Annotated in this window: 15 protein-coding genes; 5 read left to right on the forward strand and 10 right to left on the reverse strand. The window is 69.6% G+C overall.

What is annotated here, in order from left to right; translation table 11 throughout:
* The coding region (mtnA, locus tag QSG27_RS20170) for an S-methyl-5-thioribose-1-phosphate isomerase (RefSeq protein ID WP_306709277.1) at positions 1-855 on the forward strand (855 nt) is incomplete at its 5' end.
* A 142-nt stretch (positions 856-997) separates the two neighbouring features.
* Here the strand turns inward: mtnA and QSG27_RS20175 are convergent.
* Positions 998-1,618, reverse strand: a complete 621-nt coding sequence (locus QSG27_RS20175) for a 3'-5' exonuclease (protein ID WP_306709279.1) — start codon at positions 1,616-1,618, stop codon at positions 998-1,000.
* A 14-nt stretch (positions 1,619-1,632) separates the two neighbouring features.
* Positions 1,633-2,223 carry an NUDIX domain-containing protein gene (locus QSG27_RS20180; RefSeq protein WP_306709280.1) on the reverse strand — a complete coding sequence of 197 codons (591 nt, stop codon included), beginning with the start codon at positions 2,221-2,223 and terminating at the stop codon, positions 1,633-1,635.
* 320 nt (positions 2,224-2,543) lie between these two features.
* Between QSG27_RS20180 and QSG27_RS20185 the strand changes: the two genes are divergently transcribed.
* Positions 2,544-3,566, forward strand: coding sequence for a class I SAM-dependent methyltransferase (locus tag QSG27_RS20185; RefSeq protein ID WP_306709282.1), 1,023 nt, complete (start codon positions 2,544-2,546; stop codon positions 3,564-3,566).
* Here the strand turns inward: QSG27_RS20185 and QSG27_RS20190 are convergent.
* Positions 3,563-4,900 (reverse strand): ABC transporter substrate-binding protein, encoded by a 1,338-nt coding sequence (locus tag QSG27_RS20190; RefSeq protein ID WP_306709284.1) that lies wholly within the window; start codon positions 4,898-4,900, stop codon positions 3,563-3,565. The two genes, QSG27_RS20185 and QSG27_RS20190, sit on opposite strands and share 4 nt — an antisense overlap.
* Positions 4,901-5,118: 218 nt before the next feature.
* Here QSG27_RS20190 and acnA point away from each other — a divergent pair, with 218 nt between their 5' ends.
* The gene (gene acnA / locus QSG27_RS20195) at positions 5,119-7,809 is read left to right on the forward strand and encodes an aconitate hydratase AcnA (protein WP_306709286.1); all 2,691 of its coding nucleotides are present in this window, start codon (positions 5,119-5,121) and stop codon (positions 7,807-7,809) included.
* A 39-nt stretch (positions 7,810-7,848) separates the two neighbouring features.
* Here acnA and QSG27_RS20200 read toward each other — a convergent pair whose 3' ends face one another.
* Together QSG27_RS20200 and QSG27_RS20205 are read right to left on the reverse strand one after the other, a co-directional pair.
* Complete coding sequence (locus tag QSG27_RS20200; RefSeq protein WP_306709287.1) at positions 7,849-9,753, reverse strand: acyltransferase family protein; 1,905 nt, start codon at positions 9,751-9,753, stop codon at positions 7,849-7,851.
* 444 nt (positions 9,754-10,197) lie between these two features.
* The gene (locus QSG27_RS20205) at positions 10,198-11,106 is read right to left on the reverse strand and encodes a LytTR family DNA-binding domain-containing protein (protein ID WP_306709289.1); all 909 of its coding nucleotides are present in this window, start codon (positions 11,104-11,106) and stop codon (positions 10,198-10,200) included.
* A 189-nt stretch (positions 11,107-11,295) separates the two neighbouring features.
* On the opposite strand from QSG27_RS20205, the gene QSG27_RS20210 reads away from it, so the two are divergent.
* Positions 11,296-11,697 carry a DUF2141 domain-containing protein gene (locus QSG27_RS20210; RefSeq protein WP_306709291.1) on the forward strand — a complete coding sequence of 134 codons (402 nt, stop codon included), beginning with the start codon at positions 11,296-11,298 and terminating at the stop codon, positions 11,695-11,697.
* Between the two features lie 40 nt (positions 11,698-11,737).
* On the opposite strand, the gene QSG27_RS20215 is transcribed toward QSG27_RS20210, so the two are convergent.
* The 5 genes from QSG27_RS20215 to QSG27_RS20235 form a co-directional block, all read right to left on the reverse strand.
* Positions 11,738-12,823: a hypothetical protein gene (locus QSG27_RS20215; protein ID WP_306709293.1), complete on the reverse strand. Its 1,086-nt coding sequence runs from the start codon at positions 12,821-12,823 to the stop codon at positions 11,738-11,740.
* 212 nt (positions 12,824-13,035) lie between these two features.
* On the reverse strand, positions 13,036-13,269 hold the full coding sequence (locus QSG27_RS20220; RefSeq protein ID WP_306709294.1) for a DUF1150 family protein: 234 nt from the start codon (positions 13,267-13,269) through the stop codon (positions 13,036-13,038).
* A 57-nt stretch (positions 13,270-13,326) separates the two neighbouring features.
* Complete coding sequence (locus tag QSG27_RS20225) at positions 13,327-13,806, reverse strand: Hsp20 family protein (protein WP_306709296.1); 480 nt, start codon at positions 13,804-13,806, stop codon at positions 13,327-13,329.
* A 175-nt stretch (positions 13,807-13,981) separates the two neighbouring features.
* Positions 13,982-14,398 carry a GtrA family protein gene (locus QSG27_RS20230; protein WP_306709298.1) on the reverse strand — a complete coding sequence of 139 codons (417 nt, stop codon included), beginning with the start codon at positions 14,396-14,398 and terminating at the stop codon, positions 13,982-13,984.
* 17 nt (positions 14,399-14,415) lie between these two features.
* On the reverse strand, positions 14,416-15,477 hold the full coding sequence (locus QSG27_RS20235) for a glycosyltransferase family 2 protein (protein WP_306709300.1): 1,062 nt from the start codon (positions 15,475-15,477) through the stop codon (positions 14,416-14,418).
* Positions 15,478-16,018: 541 nt separating this feature from the next.
* Here QSG27_RS20235 and QSG27_RS20240 point away from each other — a divergent pair.
* A partial coding sequence (locus tag QSG27_RS20240) for an ATP-binding protein (protein WP_306709302.1) occupies positions 16,019-18,361 on the forward strand: 2,343 nt, incomplete at its 3' end.

Below are 18,361 nucleotides of genomic sequence, written 5' to 3' on the forward strand. Positions count from 1 at the left end.
GATGCCTGCGCGCGGCTGCTCGCCACCCGCCCGACCGCGGTCAACCTGCGCTGGGCGCTGGAGCGGATGCGCGCCCGTCTGGCGCCGCTTCCCGCCGCCGCCCGCCGGGAAGCCGCCTATGCCGAGGCCGCCGCGCTCTGCGACGAGGACGTCGCCATCAACCGCGCCATCGGGCAGCACGGCGCCGCCCTGATCCGCGAGGCCGCCCGCCGCAAGGCTCCGGGTGAGCCGGTGAACGTGCTGACCCACTGCAACGCCGGCTGGCTGGCCACCGTGGACTGGGGCACCGCGCTCGCCCCGGTCTATGCCGCGTTCGAGGAGGGCATCCGCCTGCATGTCTGGGTCGACGAGACGCGCCCGCGCAACCAGGGCGCCAGCCTGACCGCCTGGGAGCTGAACCGCCACGGCGTGCCCCACACGGTGGTGGTGGACAACACCGGCGGCCACCTGATGCAGCACGGCCTGGTCGACCTGTGCATCGTCGGCACCGACCGCACCACGGCGACCGGCGACGTCTGCAACAAGATCGGCACCTATCTGAAGGCTCTGGCCGCCCAGGACAACGGCGTGCCCTTCTACGTCGCGCTGCCTTCGCCGACCATCGACTGGGGCATGGCGGACGGGGTGAGGGACATCCCCATCGAGGAGCGCGACGCCCGCGAGGTGACCGAACTGACCGGGATCACCGCCGATGGCCGCATCGAAACCGTCCGCGTGACCCCCGCCGGCAGCCCGGCGGTGAATTACGGCTTCGACGTGACCCCGGCCCGTCTGGTGACCGGTCTGGTGACGGAGCGCGGCGTCTGCCCGGCGACCCGCGAGGGGCTGGCGGGGTTGTTTCCGGAGCGGGGCTGAGGGTGTGTGAACGCTTGCCCCCTCCCTGACCCTTCCCCGCTCTCGGCGGACCAAAGGTCCGCCTGCCGCGTCAGCGCAAACCGGAGATTTGCGCGAGAGCTGCTCAGGGGAGGGGATTAAGCTCCCTCTCCCGCTCTCCCCCCTACACCAACGGCACCAGCCGCCGCCGGGGCGGCGGGTTGCCGCCCTTGCAGGGGCTGTAGCCGCCCGGGGCCAGCCGGCCCAGCGTGATGCCGGTGGCTGAGGCGACGTCGGACAGCCGTTCCAGCCCCAGCACGCGGGTGGCGGCCAGCGCGATGTGCCCGCAAGCCTCGGCGTCGCTGCCGGCACGGTGGTGGTCCAGGGCGATCCCCAGATGGTCGGCCAGATAATTCAGCTTGTGCGCCCCCAGTTGCGGCCACGCCTTGCGCGCCAGGACCACGGTGCACAGGTAGGTGCAGGCCGGCCAGACCAGCCCGTAATCGTCCAGCGTGTGACGCAGCACGCTGATGTCGAAGGAGGCGTTGTGGGCCAGCACCAGCCGCCCGTCCAGCCGCTGGTGGAAGCGGTGCCAGACCTCCGGAAACTCCGGCGCCCCGGCCACATCCTCCGCCCGCAGGCCGTGGACCGCGGTGTTGAAGGGGTTGAAGCGCAGCTCCCGCGGGCGGATCAGATGCTCCTCCGTCTCCACCACGCGCCCGTCCTCGATCCAGGCGACGCCGATGGAGCAGGCGCTGGTCCGTGCCTCGTTGGCGGTCTCGAAGTCGATGGCGACGGCCTGCATGTTTCCTCCGTCCGTCAACCCAGGATCAGGCGGGTGACGTCATCGGGCAGTTCGCCGTCCAGGGCCATCAGGCGGACCTTCAGGAGGCTGGCCACCGCGATGGCGTCGGTGATCTCGCCACGCTTGACCATGGCGTAGGCTTCCGCGAAGGGGACGTGGCGGAGTTGCAGGACCTCCGTCTCCTCCGGCTCCGCCGTGCCCTGCTCGATTCCCCAGGCGAGATAGCAATGGGCGGTCTCGTCGGTGATGCTGTTGGACAGGTGCATGGTCAGGATCGGCAGCCAGTGGCGGGCGGTCTGGCCGGTTTCCTCCAGCAGTTCGCGCTTGGCCGACTCCACCGGCGCGACGCCCTTCTTGCCGCCGCCCTCCGGGATCTCCCAACTGTACTGCTGCAGGGGAAAGCGGTACTGGCCGACCAGCGTGATGCGGCCCTGGTCGTCGATGGGAACCACCCCGGTCGCCAGATTCTGGGCGTGCATGACGCCGTAGATGCCGGGGTTGCCCAGGGGGGTCAGCACGTCATGCTCCACCACCCGCATCCACGGATTCTCGTAGATCGGCTTGGTCGTCAGGACGGTCCAGGGATTGCCGGTCTTGTGCGGCACGCCGATGCTCCTTGAGGGATGGGGAGAGGTCGCGGGGTTGCTGGGGCGGAACTATAGGCATTGCCGCCCCATGCTGCAATGCGGCGGCAATCCCGCCGCCACGCCGCGCATCGCCGGCGGAGCCGGCAGCCGCGGATTCTGCGGAGATGTTTCACAGATGCATAAAATTTTCGCGACAGTTCTTGCAAGTCCTCTCCAACTGTTCGTGCTGGTTACTTGACTCCCATACTGTTGAGGTCTACACCTATATTGTGTGGTGTCAATGGATGCCGCCGGTGGCCGTCCTCAGTGGGGCAGCAATTTTGGAAACGCAGCGCCGGATGCGGCACAATTTGCAGGATAAGGAACGCTGGCGTAACCCCGACTGGCGGACGAAGTTCGTCGCCTGGTGGGAAGGCTACGACCTCGCCGCCCTGTCCCGCGCCGCCCGTTCCGCCCCGGCCTCCCGCCTGCCCCTGCGAGGCCCGGTGGAGGCGCTGGGGTCCGCCCCACCGAGCGCCCATGCGGCTTTGCCCGAGGCGCCGCGGACCGATCCCGATCTGGAGCGGCTGGAGAACCTGCAACTGGACCGCCAGGGCGAGCCGGTCTGGTCGGTCGCCCGCACGGAAGGGGCGCAGATGCTGTGGGGCGAGGATTGCGTCGGCCCCGGCGACTCGCAATGGATGGTCGAGTCGGTCCGCTCCTTCGGCCTGAACCCGGCCAAGAGCGTGCTGGACCTCTCGGCGGGGCTGGGCGGGCCGGCGCGCGGCATCGTCAACAGCTACGACACCTGGGTGACCGGGCTGGAGATGTCGCCCCTGCTGGCGAAGCTGGGGATGGAGCGGTCGAAGGCGCTGGGCGTGTCGAAGAAGGCGCCCATCGGCCATTACGACCCGGAGCATTTCAACCAGGCGGGGTCCTTCGACCTCGTGCTGGCCGACCGGGTGATGCACCGCGTGCGCGACAAGGAAGGCTTTCTCGACCGCGTGTGCGACTGCGTGAAGCCGAAGGGCGGCGTGCTGCTGTTTGACTATGTGATCGAGGGCACCCCGTCCTCCTGGGAAAGCTGGAACGGCTGGCGCGACAGCGAACCGCTGGAGGTCTACCCCTGGTCCGGCACCCGCATGGCCGACGAGCTGACGCAGCGGAACCTGGACCTGCGGATTGCCGAGGACCTGACGCAGCTCCACCGCCGGCAGGCCGTGGACCGCGTGCGCCGGCTGGGGGAGGCGCTGAAGACCGCCGTCCCCGACCCCCGCGTGCTGAAGGCGCTTGCCCGCGAACTGGCCCTGTGGTGGGCGCGCCTGCGCGTTCTGGGCAGCGGGCTGCGCTTCTGCCGCTACGTGGCGATGCGCCCGGCCTAGGGTTTCTGATCGCAGGCCCGCGGTTCGATCTTGCGCTCCGCCGCGAAGCGCCGGGCCGACTCCTCCACCAGCTTGCGGATCAGGGCGCGGCGCGGCTCGATGGGGCCGGACACGTCCAGCCAGCGCGCCCCGTCCCACTGCTGCACATGCAGCGGCGCGATCCCCTCATGGTCGGCGCAGGTGATGCGCAGCGGCTGCATGAAGCCGTCCAGCCCCCGTTCGGCCAGCTGTTCGGCGGTCAGGTCCAGATGGTCGAAGCCCCAGGCGACCTGCGCCCCGGTCAGCGGCTTGCGCCCGTATTTCCCCTGCGCGGTGCGGATGGCCTCGACCAGCACGGCGGCGTTGAAGACCCCGCGGTTGTAGAGCACCGTGCCGATCTGGCCGGGATCGCCGGCCCCCAGCCCGCGGGCGTGGACCTGCTCCCGGATGGCGCGGATCACCGGCAGGTCCGCCCCGGCGGCGTGGAAGGCCACCGCCTTGTAGCCAACCGCCGTGCCGCCGACCGGCCTCACGTCCAGCTCCGATCCGGCCCACCAGACGCCGATCATGCGGTCGGCGGGATAGCCGGCGGCGGCGGCCTCGCGCAGGGCGGTGGAGTTCTGCACCCCCCAGCCCCACAGGATCACGTAATCGGGCCGGTAATGGCGGGCGATCTGCGTCCAGACGGTGCGCTGGTCCAGCCCCGGCGGGGCGACGGGGAAGCTGCGCATCTCGAAGCCCAGCAGGCCGCGCAGCGCCTCCAGCATGGGCAGCGGCTCCTTGCCGAAGGCGCTGTCGTGGTAGACGTAGGCGATCTTCCGCCCGCGCAGCCGCTCCGGTCCGCCCAGCTCCATGGCGATGTGGCTGACGGCGGCGTCGATGCCCGTCCAATAGCTGGCCGGCGCGTTGACCGCGTAGGGGAAGACCCGCCCGTCCGACACGTCCGCCCGCCCGTAGCCGGAGGAGAAGACCGGGATGCGGTCGGCGGCCCCGCGCTCGATCAGGGCGTAGGTGATGCCGGTGGACAGCGGCAGGACGGCGGCGGCCCCGGTCGGACCCCTGGCCTTCAGCCGCTCGTAGCACTCCACCCCGCGGTCGGTGTTGTAGCCGGTGTCGCATTCCTCCCAGGCGATGGGCACCCCGCCGATTCCGCCATCGCGCCGGTTGATCAGCGTCAGATAGTCGGCCACCCCGTCGGCCAGTGGGATGCCGTAGGGCGCGTAGGGGCCGCTGCGGTAGACAAGGTGCGGGAAGAACTGCGCCCCCTGCGGCGAATCCGGCGCCGCGGCGGACGGTGCGCACAGCAGTACCGCCGCCAGGACTGCACCGGCCAAGGCCGAGGCGCGCCATGCCATTCCGTTTCCTCCACCTTTCGGACGCCGGGCCGTTCCGCCCGTTCGCGCGATTTTAGTACGGACCGGTGCCGTTTCGCACGAATTGAGCGCGCGCCCTACCTCTCCGGCGCCCCGCCCTTTGAAGGGGGGCCGCCCCGGCACTAAATCAGGCGGTTGAGACATGCGGAAACGGTGGCCGCCGTCCGGCCATCCCGCCAATAACGCGAAGGAGGGGTACCGTGACGACGTTCACCGGTCAGGATTCGCTGAAAACCCGCCGTTCCCTGTCCGCCGGGGGCAAGAGCTACGATTACTTCAGCATCAGGGCCGCGGAGGACGCCGGGCTGGGCGACCTCTCCCGGCTGCCCTACTCCATGAAGGTGCTGCTGGAAAATCTCCTGCGCTTCGAGGACGGGCGCACCGTCTCCACCGACGACGTGAAGGCGGTGGCCCAGTGGCTTCACGACAAGCGGTCCGACCGTGAAATCGCCTACCGCCCGGCGCGCGTGCTGATGCAGGACTTCACCGGCGTCCCGGCGGTCTGCGATCTGGCGGCGATGCGCGAGGCGATGGCGGCGCTGGGCGGCGATCCCAGGAAGATCAACCCGCTGGTGCCGGTGGATCTGGTCATCGACCATTCGGTGATGGTCGATTACTTCGGCAATCCCTCCGCCTTCGAAAAGAACGTGGAGCTGGAGTTCGAGCGCAACCTGGAGCGCTACGCCTTCCTGCGCTGGGGCCAGAAGGCGTTCGACAATTTCCGCGTCGTCCCGCCGGGCACCGGCATCTGCCATCAGGTGAACGTCGAGTATCTCGCCCAGGGCGTGTGGACCGACAGCGACCCGGCGGGCCGGCTGGTCGCCTACCCCGACACGCTGGTCGGCACCGACAGCCACACCACCATGGTCAACGGGCTGGGCGTGCTCGGCTGGGGCGTCGGCGGCATCGAGGCGGAGGCGGCCATGCTGGGCCAGCCCATCTCCATGCTGATCCCCGAGGTCGTCGGCTTCAAGCTGACCGGGCGGCTGAAGGAGGGCACGACGGCGACCGACCTCGTGCTGACCGTCACCCAGATGCTGCGCAAGAAGGGCGTGGTCGGCAAGTTCGTGGAGTTCTACGGGCCGGGGCTCGATCACCTGACGCTGGCCGACCGCGCCACCATCGGCAACATGGCCCCGGAATACGGCGCCACCTGCGGCATCTTCCCGATCGACGCGGAGACCATCAAGTACCTGACCTTCACGGGCCGCGACGCCGACCGTGTGGCGCTGGTGGAGGCTTACGCCCGCGCCCAGGGCATGTGGCGCGACGCCGGCACGCCGGACCCCGTCTTCTCCGACACGCTGGATCTGGACATGACGACGGTCGAGCCGTCGCTGGCCGGCCCGAAGCGCCCGCAGGACCGTGTGCCGTTGTCCCAGGCGGCGCAGAGCTTCGGCGGCGATCTGGTGGGCGCCTTCAAGGCGGAGGACGCCGGGCGTTCCGTCCCCGTGCAGGGCTGCGGCTACGCCCTCGACCAGGGGGCGGTGGTGATCGCCGCCATCACCTCCTGCACCAACACCTCCAACCCGGCGGTGCTGGTGGCCGCCGGCCTGCTGGCCCGCAAGGCGGTGGAGAAGGGGCTGAAGAGCAAGCCCTGGGTCAAGACCTCGCTGGCGCCGGGGTCGCAGGTGGTCACCGACTATCTGGCCAAGGCCGGGCTCCAGCCCTATCTCGACCAGCTCGGCTTCAACATCGTCGGCTACGGCTGCACCACCTGCATCGGCAACAGCGGCCCGCTGCCGGACCCCATCGCCGCGGCGGTGGAGGAGGGCAACCTCGTGGTCGCCGCGGTGCTGTCGGGCAACCGCAACTTCGAAGGCCGGGTGAACCCGCACACGCGGGCGAACTATCTGGCCTCGCCGCCGCTGTGCGTCGCCTACGCGCTGGCCGGCAACATGAAGATCGACCTGACCAGGGACCCCATCGGCACCGGCCATGACGGCCAGCCCGTCTATCTGAAGGACGTCTGGCCGACCAACCAGGAGGTCCAGGACGCCATCGACGCCTCCCTCTCGGCGGACATGTTCCGCAGCCGCTACGGCAACGTGTTCGAGGGGCCGGAGCAGTGGCGCGGCATCCAGACCGCCGAGGGCCAGACCTACGAATGGCAGGCGGGCAGCACCTACGTGAAGCTGCCGCCCTTCTTCGCCGACATGCCGAAGACCCCGGAGGCGGTGAGCGACGTGCGGGGCGCCCGCGCGCTGGCCGTCCTGGGCGACAGTATCACCACCGACCACATCTCCCCCGCCGGCTCCATCAAGAAGACCAGCCCCGCCGGCGAGTATCTGCTGAGCCATCAGGTGCGTCCGCAGGACTTCAACTCCTACGGGGCGCGGCGCGGCAATCACGAGGTGATGATGCGCGGCACCTTCGCCAACATCCGCATCCGCAACGAAATGCTGCCGGGCGTGGAAGGCGGCGAGACGCGGCACTATCCCTCCGGCGAGCAGTTGCCGATCTACACCGCCGCCATGCGCTACGCCCAGGAGGGCGTGCCGCTGGTGGTCATCGCCGGCAAGGAGTACGGCACCGGCTCCAGCCGCGACTGGGCGGCCAAGGGCACCAGGCTGCTGGGCATCCGCGCGGTGATCGCCGAAAGCTTCGAGCGCATCCACCGCTCCAATCTGGTGGGGATGGGCATCCTGCCGCTCCAGTTCAAGGACGGGCTGACCCGCAACGATCTGGCGCTGGACGGCACGGAGACCTTCGACATCGACGGCATCGAGCAGGACCTGCGCCCGCGCAAGGACGTGACGATGACCATCACCCGCGCCGATGGGCAGAGGCGGCAGGTGCCGCTGCTGCTGCGCATCGATACGGTGGACGAGGTGGAGTATTACCGGAACGGCGGCGTGCTGAACTTCGTCCTGCGGAATCTTGCGGGCTGACCGGGAACGGCGGAGCGGGGGAGGCGGCGCCTCCCCGCTTCATCCCCCATAGGACCAATCCGGCGTCTGCGCCCGCAGAAGCTGCTGGATGCTCTGCACGATCAGGGTGCTGCCACGTGTCGAGAAATGGCCCTGGTCCAGGAAGTAGAAGCCCTGGTCGTCCCTGATCCGGCAGAGCGGAAGGGCCTTGCAGGGGTCGGGATCGCAGAAATAGTCGGAGGTGTCGACGAACTGCGCTCCCTGCGTCGCGGTGATCAGCGGGAGGTCGGCGGCTTGGCCGGTGATGGAATAGGCCCGCTCCGACTTCATGAAATAGGTGTGGTCGTAGGGGTTGCGGAACCGGAACACCGGGCTTTGCCCCAGAACGACGATGCGGATGCCCTGGTTCAACAGGGACTCCACGGTCTTGTGCAACTGGGCGAAATCCAGGGCGTTCGTGTCCATGTACCATTCCCACCGCGCCGCCATGATGACGATGCGGATGCCGTTCCGGTCGATGATCTCGTCGACGTGGCTGTTGAAATCCTCGCAGTTGGGCCGGGCGTTGACCGACAGGTCCTTGATGGGCGGGCAGCCGGACGCCGTGTACTGGACGATGTTGAAGGGCAGGGCGTCGGCGACGCTCTGAAGCCCCGGCACGTAATGGGCGGCGAAGGAATCCCCCCAGAGCAGGGCCGTGGGCGCTTCCTCCTTCAGGGAGCCGATCCGGCACTTCTCGGGTCCCGGCCATTCGCCGGGCGGCTGGTCGGTTTCGAGGAAGCAGGTGTGCTCCCGGTAGAACTCGCGTCCGGAGATGTCCTGCGGCGCGTAGTCGGTGAAGCGCTGCGGCAACCCGTTGGACAGATGGCCGAGCAATCCGAACCCCGCCAGGCCGGCCATGACCCAGCCGGTCCGCGCGAAGACCGCCGCCGGTTTGCGGTCCGCCGTCCCCCTGGGCTTGCGGAAGGGGATTTCGATCAGCCGCCAGGACAGCACGGACACCGCGGCGATCATCGCGAGAAGGACCAGCGTCTCCCGGCTGGACAGATCCCGCCCCTTGTAGAACCGCGCGAAGACCATCAGCGGCCAGTGCCAGATGTACATCGAATAGGAGATCAGGCCGATGAACACGACGGGGCGCAGCGTCAGCACCGCCCCCACCGCCGTGGGGCCGGTCCGCCCCGCGTGGATGACCAGCGCCGCGCCCAGGCAGGGCAGCAGCGCGGCGTAGCCCGGAAAGGCCGTCGCCTCCGTCAGGGTGAACACGCTGGCGAGGATCAGCGCCGCGCCGAGGCCGGAAGCCAGTTCCCGCGCCGCCCGGCTGCGGAGGTCCGGAACGGCGCCGAAGGCCAGAAGGGCGCCCAGCGCCAGTTCCCACAGCCGGGGCGGCAGCAGATAGAAGGCGGCCACCGGATGATCCCGCACCAGGAACACGGCCAGGGCGAAGGACGCCGCCGCCCCCGCCAGCATGACGGCGATCCACACCGAACGCCCGTGACGGAGCAGGGCCAGCATGATCAGCGGGAAGACGATGTAGAATTGCTGCTCCACCCCCAGCGACCAGGTGTGGAGAAGCGGGTTCATCTCCGCCGCGTTCTCGAAGTAACCGGCCTTCAGATAATAAACGATGTTGGACGAGAACAGGGCGGTCGCCGCGAGGTTCTGGGAGAAACCCTTCAAGTCCTGGGGCGACAGCAGGGCCAGGGCCAGGGCCGCCGTGACCGCCAGCGCCGCGAACAGGGCGGGAAGGATGCGGCGGATGCGGCGGACGTAGAAGCCGGCGAGGGAAAACGTGCCGCGCCGCGCGTCGTTCAGGACGATCGAGCCGATGAGATAGCCGGAAATCACGAAGAACACATCGACGCCGATGTATCCGCCGCTGAACAGGGAGAACTTCGCGTGGAACAGCAGAACCGCAAGGATCGATACCGCGCGAAGGCCGTCGATGTCGGGACGGTACGTCATGAAGCCCGCGATGCTTGAGTGGAACGGGAACATGGATCGGGGGTCCCGATCCCGGTTCTGCGGCGGGGAGCGATCGGCGAAAGGCTTTGGAAATGTTCGGTTGTGGGAGGGGAGGAAAAGCGCTTGCTACCCAAGACTTCGTTCTGCGGAAAGGACTTCGCGTTATGGGGGTAACATCGATGTGACTGTTGCTCGTATTACCATGATGTTTTCAGCGTCATTGGCTGGAAAATGCTGTTGAATTCGATGGTATGGCGCCGCACCGGAACATTGAAGCGGATTCTTGAATGAAATCCTTAGGGTGTCGGCACTTTGAATGACATAACAAGAATTCAAAGGTAATCGCCGGTCGATGGGGTAGAGAAAGCATCCGTTATTGTGTGGGGTTTCCGGTATTCCGGTGAGCCCGCGTGACGTCTTCGTGCGTGCCCATGGAGCCGCGGATCACGGCCCCGCCTTCCCGGCCCAGCCCGCCGCCCTCACCGCGGCCGTGTGGCTGCGGCTGACCGGCACGCGCAGGCCGTTGCGCAGGGTCAGCACCAGCTTGCCATCGGGCTTGCGCTCCACCCCGGCGACGGCGGCGGCGGCCACCCAGTGGGAACGGTGGACCTGCATCCCGTCCAGTCCGGCCAGCTCCGCGATGGCGTCGCGCAGGCGCATCAGGATCAGGTCGCTGCCCTCCGCCGTGTGGACGCGGACGTAATGGTCCTCCATCTCCAGCGCCAGCAGGTCCCGGCCAAGCCGGGCGGGCAGCCGGGCGAGGAAGGCGGGTTCCCGCGGGTCTCCGGAGGTTGCCGCGGCGTCGTCCGGCGGTGGCGGCGGCGGGGGGGACGGGAGCGGCGCAGGGGCGGTGAGCAGGCCGCGGTCGCGCAACTCCAGCCAGATCGGGGCGGCGGACGTCAGCAGGGTGACAAGGACGACGTACACGAACAGCTCCGCCAGCCCCAGCGGGTGCAGCAGGTCCATCCCGCGCAGCGTCCTCTCCAGCAGCGCCACGGTCAGCGTCATCAGCACCGCCACGGCCAGCAGAACCCCACCCAGCATGGCGCGCCACCCCGCCGCCCGTTGCCTCAGCAGGCGGGTGGCGGCCAGGGTCAGCAGCTCGAAGGTGAGGCTGCCCAGCCCGATCAGCCCGCCCCAATAGGCCAGCCGCTGCGCCAGCGTCAGATCCGCGAAGGTGCCGAAGGGACCCAGCAGGGCCAGCACCAACGACGCGCCCAGCAGCACCGGCAGGCGCCGGCCCAGCAGCCGGCGGAGATAGGGCGTGCGGGGCTGCCCCACCGTGGGAAGCGCCGCCGTGGGAAGCGCTGTCGTGGAAAGCGCTGCCGTGGGCATCTCCGTCGCTTCACGCATCGTGAACCACCGGTCCCGGCGTTTCACGAAGCCGTACCCCGCCGGCCCCGCAGCGGCGGTGGCCCGCGGCCCGCCCGTTCAGGCACAGAAGGGGCCGCCGCGGAGGATGCGCGGCCGTTCGCCCATGGCAAAGGAAGGGGACAGGAAATGGGAACCGCATATCGGATCGGAATGGGGTTGGTGGGCGCGATGACGCTGGCCCTCGCCGCGGCGGGGGCCGGCGCGGGGGAGCTTCGCGCAACCATCGGCAACGTCAAGCCCCAACAGGGCAAGCTGTGGGTCGCGCTGTACGACGGCGCCGACTCCTACCGGGCGGAGCGGCGTTTTGCCGGGCAAATCCTGGAGGCGTCGGCAACGGAGGTGACGGCGGTCTTTACCGGGCTGCCGGCGGGGCGCTACGGGGTTGCGGTGTTCCAGGACCGGAACGGCGACTCGGCGCTCACCACCAACCTGCTGGGCGTGCCGGGCGAGCCCTACGGCTTCAGCGGCGGCGCGACGGGGGGCGCCTTCGGCCCGCCGGCCTTCGACGCCTTCGCCCTGGCGGTGCCGGACGGCGGGACGGTGACCGCCACGGTGCCCCTGACGGAGTAGCTCCCATCCAGGGCACCGGAGCCGCACCGTGGAAGGCCCCTCACGCGCTGGCGGAGCGGGCGGACTGTTCCAGCGACTTGATGTGGGACAGGCCGGGCAGGATTTCCGACTTCACGAACTCCATGCGCCGGTTCGGGCCGCCGCCGCCGCGGGCGAAGCGGGCCTTCCACAGGTCCATCTTCACCGCCAGACCGCACAGCACCCCGCCGATGGTGACATGGTGGGACGCGATCAGTTCGCGGATGGAATGGAAGGTCTCGGCGTTGATGTCGCGCCAGAAGTCCTTGGACCGGTTGTCGAAGCTCTCGAACCGCCCGGTGATGGAGGTGGAGATGTCGGTCAGGTCGCGGCTGATCTCGTCCAGCATGCGGATCTGCCGGGCGTCGCGCTTGACCTCGGCGGAGCCGCGGATCTCGGCCATCCAGGACAGGAAACGCTGGATCTCCGGCACGATATCGTCGAGGCATTTCTTGAAATAGGCCAGCGACAGGAAGATGTCGCCGTATTCCTCCAGGAACTGCGGGATCTCCCCCAGCTCGATGTCCAGCCGGTCGGCCATCATGCGCAGGTTGCGCAGCGCCTCGTCCCGGTTGGGATTGGAGAACATGCCGATGATGTCCTTCACGTCCTGGACCTGCATGTCCTCGGACCCGTAGACATATTCGACCAGCGGGCGCGTGAAGACGCGCATGTAATTGGTCAGCTCCTCCTTCTTGCGGTCGGACAGGGTCAGCGATTCGACGCTGTTGACGTCGATGTTCAGCCGGCGCAGTTCGATGCGGGAGGTGTAGACGTCGAAGCTGGAGGCGGCGGCGATCTTCTCGATCTTCACCAGATCGCGCTCCACCTCCTCCTTGTAGGATTCGAAATAGGCGGTGAGATGGCGCGGCGACACCTGCCCGCTGCCGGTCTGGACGTCGTGGAACATCTCCACGACCGTCTGCAGGCGCACGTTCTTGATCAGCCGCGCGTGCTGAAGGCCCGGCGTCTCCAGGGGGATGGCCGACAGCGGCATGATGTGCAGCGCGTCGCGGGCCTCGTCCTCCCACTGCTTGCGCCGGCCTCCGCCCTGGGGCCGGGATGGCTTGTCCGCTGCAACCTCGCTCGTCTCAAGCCCGTCGCTCAAAGCCTTCTCTCCGCACGCCGGTGTCTGTCCGCCCGCCCGGCCTTCTTTCGAGGTCCCCCTCAAGGATAGCGGCTTGCGGGGGACAGGCAAGAGCGGATGGGGGGTCCAGGACCCATGTCATAGCACCGCTCGCCCACGAACGGAAAGGGCCGGCCCGAGCTGGACCGGCCCTTTTGCAACCCTCGATGGATTGCGGGTGGGAAATGCGGGCGTCAATGGACGCTCAACGGTTCCATGTCGTTCTGGCGGACGGTGGCGAAGGCCACGTCGCGTTCCGGGACGACGGTCAGCGGCGTGCCGTCGGCGGCGTGGACGGAGAAGGCCGGGGCGTCGTCGACCGTCACGGGCCGCACATAGGCCACATGGTCCAGCCCGAAGGCGGCGAAGTCCTGGGGCGACAGTTGGCGCAGATAGGCGGCGGCCTTGTCGATGTCGAAGCTGTTCATAGCGGTGTCCTTTGGGCGTCGTCCTTTGGACGAATCGGTCGAGGAGGTGCGGAGCGGTCAGCCTTCGCCGCGGTCCGGCGCGACGTCGATGGTCTGCGGTCCGGCGGCGCCGCTGGCGGCCTGGGCGGGCTGCTCGATCTTGATGGTGCGGACCTTCGGTTCCGGCAGGGGCCGCTTCAGGTCGATGTTCAGCAGGCCGTTGTCGAGCGAGGCGCCGACCACCTCGATCCCCTCCGCCAGCACGAAGCTGCGCTGGAACTGGCGGGCGGCGATGCCGCGGTGCAGGTAGATGCGCGAGCGGTCGTCGGTCTGGCGGCCCCGGATGACAAGCTGGTTGTCCTCGATCTGCACCGACAGGTCTTCGGAGGTGAAGCCGGCCACGGCCAGCGTGATGCGCAGGCCCTCGTCCCCGATCTGTTCGATGTTGTAGGGCGGATAGCCTTCCGCGGAGTTCTTGGCGATGCGGTCAAGCGTGCGCTCGAACTGGTCGAATCCCAGGAGCAGCGGACTGTTGAAAAGCGAAAGGCGTGTCGTCACGGCGCATCCTCCTCGAGAGGCGAGCGAGTTGCACATTGGGCCCGTTGCCGGCGCCCGGCTGGCTGGCGGCCCGAAAGGGGAGGATCGGCGCCGCTCCGTCATAGATTGGGGTAGGCCGCCCGGCGGTCAAGGTTCGCCGTTGCGGCAAAGCGCCATCGCCTTTCGGCGGGTCGGCTCACAGCAGGGGATTCGAGGCGGGATTCGCGGCGGGGGCGGCGAAGACGAAGCGCCGGCTGGACCAGTAGTTCCAGGCGAAGGTGACGGCGGTCGCCGCGATCTTGGCGGCCAGCGGCGGCAGGGCCGGCACCAGCAGGCCCACGACCAGGGTGGACAGGCCCAGCCCGACGAGGTTGAAGGCCAGGAACAGCGGCAGGCGGCGGGCCATGGGCGCGGCCTCGCGGCGCAGGCGGAAGGTCCAGCTCCGGTTCAGCAGGAAGCTGCACAGCACCCCGGCGCCGTAGCCCGCGGCGTTGGCCGCCAGCACAGGCGCCCCGGCCAGCGACACCAGCGCCAGGAACAGCGCAAAATCCACCCCGGTGTTCAGCAGCCCCACCAGCCCGAAGCGGATGGCCGTCCAGGGAACGCCTCCCATCCGGCCTTCGGCCCTCGTCAACCGTTGGCCTCGATGCGGGAGAAGGCGCCCGCCGCCGCGGCGATGCCGGTCCCCAGACGGACATCGGCGGGGGCCGGCGCCTCCTGGCCCGGACCTGCGAGAACGGCGTCCGGATGGCGGGCGATGCGGTCCACCACGAACAGGGGCCGGTGCTTGGTCTCCATGTAGAGCCGCCCGAGATACTCGCCCAGCACGCCCAGGATCAGGAGCTGCGTGCTGCCCAGCACCAGCGAGACGACCATGACGCTGGTCCAGCCGGGAACCGTCGCGTGCCGCGCCCAGCTGAACAGCGCGTAGCCGAGCGCCAGCACCGCGCACAGCGCGAAGAAGAAACCGATGTAGGAGGCGGCGCGCAGCGGCTTGATGGAGAAGCTGGTGATGGCGTCCACCGCGAAGCGGACCATCTTGCCCAGCGGGTACTTCGTGGTGCCGGTCACGCGGGCCTGCCGGTCGTAGGGCAGCGGTTCCTGCTTCAGCCCGATCCAGCTCACCATGCCGCGGATGAAGCGGTGCTGCTCCGGCATGGCGTTCAGCACCTCCAGCGCGCGGCGGCTCATCAGGCGGAAATCGCCGGTGTCCTTGGGGATCTCGATGTCCACCAGCCGGTCGAGCAGCCGGTAGAACAGCGCCGCCGTGCCCTTCTTGAACCACGTCTCGCCGTCGCGGGCCATGCGGGTGCCGTAGACCACGTCGGCCCCGGCGTCCATGCGGGCCATCATGGTGCCCAGCAGCTCCGGCGGGTCCTGGAGGTCGGCGTCGATGATCAGGATGCGCTCCCCCCGGCAGACGTGCAGGCCGGCGGTCAAGGCGAGCTGGTGCCCGTGGTTGCGCGACAGCCGCACCCCCGTCACCGCCGGATCGCCGCGCACCAGATCGGCGATCCGGCCCCAGGTGCCGTCGCGCGACCCGTCGTCCACCAGGATCAGCTCATAGCCCTCCCCGACCTCGGCGCGGCAGGCCGCGGACACCCGGCGGTGCAGTTCGCCGATCCCCTCGGCCTCGTTGTAGCAGGGAACCACCACGGACAACCGCGTGGACCCGGCAGCGGCGTGCTGCATGAACCTTCTCCCGTCACCGTCTCCCGCCGCGCCCCCGTCCCGCCGTGTTTCGTGGGGTGACCCCCTTCGGGTGGGGACGCATCCTTCGGGCGGCACCGGCGCGGTACCGCCGGCATCCCGCTTCCGCAACGGGATCGCAGGCCCTTTTGCCCCGCCGGAATTCCGTACTAACCCGGTCATGCCCGCGCCGGTCCGGTCCGGCTGAGCGGGATGTCCGGGCCGCCGCGGGCCTGTGGCATTTGTGACGATTGCGCGTGCGGACGGGGTGCTCCATGCGGCGTGGTGCGGCGCGGAACCCGCGGCCTTCCCGTTCCCCGCCCGCCGCCGCACCGCCACTCCGGTGGGGGATGCCGGACGGGGTGCCCCGGCCGGGCTGCCTCCGGCGGGCGACCACCTCCGGCACGGCACGCCGCTTGCGTCGCGGGCGGCGGAGCGGGCCGCGTCGGTGCGGCATCCGCCGGTATGTTTCGAAATGCGATGCACGATGCAAATCGGCGCCGTGCGTCACGGTCAAAATGCGAAGAGGCCGCCGGGGGCTGTGATGGAATTGGTCACCAGTGAACTGCTGCTCGGGCTGGCGCAGAACATCGGCATGTTCGCGGTCGTGGTCGTCGTCTTCCTTCAGATCCGCGCCCGTCCCGGCCGGATGCCGGTCCCCGTGGTGAACGCCCTGCTGGGCCTGCTGTTCGGCGGGGTGGCGGTGTTGGGCATGGCCGACCCGGTGCGTGTGGCGCCGGGTCTGTTCATCGACGCGCGCAACGTGATGGTGGGGTTGGCCGGTCCGTTCGGCGGCCCGCTGGCCGGCGCGACGTCGGCGCTGCTGGCCGGCGCCTTCCGTGTCTGGCTCGGCGGGCCGGGAGCGGCGGCGGGCGTGGCGTCGATCGCCGGGGCCGCGCTGATCGGGATACTGGTGGGCATGGCGGCGCGGCGGCATGGGCGGTTCGGCAACCGGCATCTGACCGCGCTGGCCCTGCTAGTGACCGTGATGGCGCCCTTCAGCTTTCTTCTGCTGCCGCCGGACATGGCGTACCGCCTGATCGACGCCGCGCTGGTGCCGATCAGCGTCGGCAACTTCATCGGCACGCTGGCGCTGGGCACCTTCCTGCGCAAGGAGCAGCAGCGCTGCGATCTCCAGAACGCGCTGACGGAGAGCCAGCGCCGCTTCACCGCGACCGTGGCGAATGTTCCGGGCGGCGTGTACCAGCGGGTTCTGACGGCGGAAGGCCGGCTGCGCTTTCCCTATTGCAGCCCCGGCTTCTTCCAGGTGATGGGCCTGCCGGCGACGGAACGGGTGGCGGTGGAGTCGCTGAGCCGCATCCTTCACCCCGAGGACCGCCCGCGCATGGTCGCCTCGATCTACGCCTCCGCCGAGACGCTGGAGCCCTGGTGCCTGGAATACCGGATCATCCGGCCCGACGGCGAGATCCGCTGGATCAGCGCGACCAGCCGCGCGGCCCGGCGCGACAGCGGCGACATCGTGTGGGACGGCATCGTCATGGACGTCACCGACGCCAAGCGCAACGAGCAGGCCCTGATCCAGGCCCGCCTGGAGGCCGAGGCGGCCAGCCGCGCCAAGGCCGAGTTCCTGGCGACCATGAGCCACGAGATGCGCACCCCGCTGAACGGCATCCTGGGCTTCTCCCGCCTGCTCCTGGACGAGGACCTGACGCCCCGGCAGCGCCGCCACGCCCGGATGGTGGGCGACGCCGGGCGGTCGCTGCTGACGGTGATCGAGGACGTGCTGGACTTCTCCCGCATCGAGGCGGGGCGGCTGGTGCTGAACGACGTTCCCTTCGCCATCCGCGACCTGGTGGCCAATTGCGAGGCGGTGCTCCAGCCGGAAGCCCGGGCCAGGGGATTGACGCTGCACGCCGCGGTGGCGCCGGACGTGCCGGACTGGCTGCGCGGCGATCCCGACCGGCTGCGGCAGGTGGTGCTGAACCTGCTGGCCAACGCGGTGAAGTTCACCGAGCGCGGCGGCGTCGGCCTGACCATCGTGAAGACCGCCGACACTCCCGCCGGGCCGCAGCTGACGATCAGCGTCGCCGACACCGGGATCGGCATTCCGCCGGACCGGCAGGGCGAGCTTTTTCAGCGCTTCAGCCAGATCGACCGGTCGCGCGGGGGCACCGGCCTCGGCCTCGCCATCAGCCGGCGGCTGGTGGAGATGATGGGCGGGACGGTCGGGGTGAAGAGCCAGGCCGGAGTCGGCTCCACCTTCTGGCTGTCGCTGGCGCTGCCCGAATCCGCTCCGCCCGCCGGGCATGGCACCCCCTGCGCGGCGGAACTGCTGGTCCGCCGCCTCCCCGCCCGCATCCTGCTGGCCGAGGATCTGGCGATGAACCGCGAACTGACCGTCGCCATGCTGGCGGGCGCCGGCCATCGGGTGGACACCGTCGGCGATGGGCGGCAGGCGGTGGCTGCGGTGCAGAGCGGCGCCTACGACCTCGTGCTGATGGACGTTCACATGCCGGAGATGGATGGCCACGCCGCAACCCGCGCGATCCGCGCCCTGGCGCCGCCCGTGGGGACCGTCCCGATCCTGGCGATGAGCGCCAGCGCGCTGCCGGAGGAGGTCCGGCGCTGCCGCGACGCCGGCATGAACGGCCACATCGCCAAGCCGGTGGACCGCGCCGTCCTGCTGGACGCCATCGACGACGCGCTGGGCTGGGCCATCCGCGCCGCCGCCGCCGAAGACCGGCTCCGCGAAACGCCGGCGGAGATCCCCGCGGTCGACGTGGCGGAACCGGTCCCGCTTCGCCGGCCGCTCGACCGCGCCATGCTGCGCCGCCTGTCCGACGAGCGGGGCGAGGAGGCTTGCGCCCGTCTGGCCGCCGCGTTTCTCGACGACCTGCCGCAGCGGCTGGACCGGCTGCGCGGCGTC

The organism is Azospirillum isscasi, from assembly GCF_030849505.1.
GTDB lineage: Bacteria > Pseudomonadota > Alphaproteobacteria > Azospirillales > Azospirillaceae > Azospirillum > Azospirillum isscasi.

What these genes read in the sequence shown, in the direction of transcription:
- QSG27_RS20210 (WP_306709291.1), top strand. Translation starts at nt 11,296, where the DNA reads ATGACGCTGGCCCTCGCCGCGGCGGGGGCCGGCGCGGGGGAGCTTCGC.
- QSG27_RS20185 (WP_306709282.1), top strand. Translation starts at nt 2,544, where the DNA reads ATGCGGCACAATTTGCAGGATAAGGAACGCTGGCGTAACCCCGACTGG.
- QSG27_RS20230 (WP_306709298.1), bottom strand. Translation starts at nt 14,398, where the DNA reads ATGGGAGGCGTTCCCTGGACGGCCATCCGCTTCGGGCTGGTGGGGCTG.
- QSG27_RS20235 (WP_306709300.1), bottom strand. Translation starts at nt 15,477, where the DNA reads ATGCAGCACGCCGCTGCCGGGTCCACGCGGTTGTCCGTGGTGGTTCCC.
- QSG27_RS20205 (WP_306709289.1), bottom strand. Translation starts at nt 11,106, where the DNA reads ATGCGTGAAGCGACGGAGATGCCCACGGCAGCGCTTTCCACGACAGCG.
- QSG27_RS20200 (WP_306709287.1), bottom strand. Translation starts at nt 9,753, where the DNA reads ATGACGTACCGTCCCGACATCGACGGCCTTCGCGCGGTATCGATCCTT.
- QSG27_RS20175 (WP_306709279.1), bottom strand. Translation starts at nt 1,618, where the DNA reads ATGCAGGCCGTCGCCATCGACTTCGAGACCGCCAACGAGGCACGGACC.
- QSG27_RS20220 (WP_306709294.1), bottom strand. Translation starts at nt 13,269, where the DNA reads ATGAACAGCTTCGACATCGACAAGGCCGCCGCCTATCTGCGCCAACTG.
- QSG27_RS20190 (WP_306709284.1), bottom strand. Translation starts at nt 4,900, where the DNA reads ATGGCATGGCGCGCCTCGGCCTTGGCCGGTGCAGTCCTGGCGGCGGTA.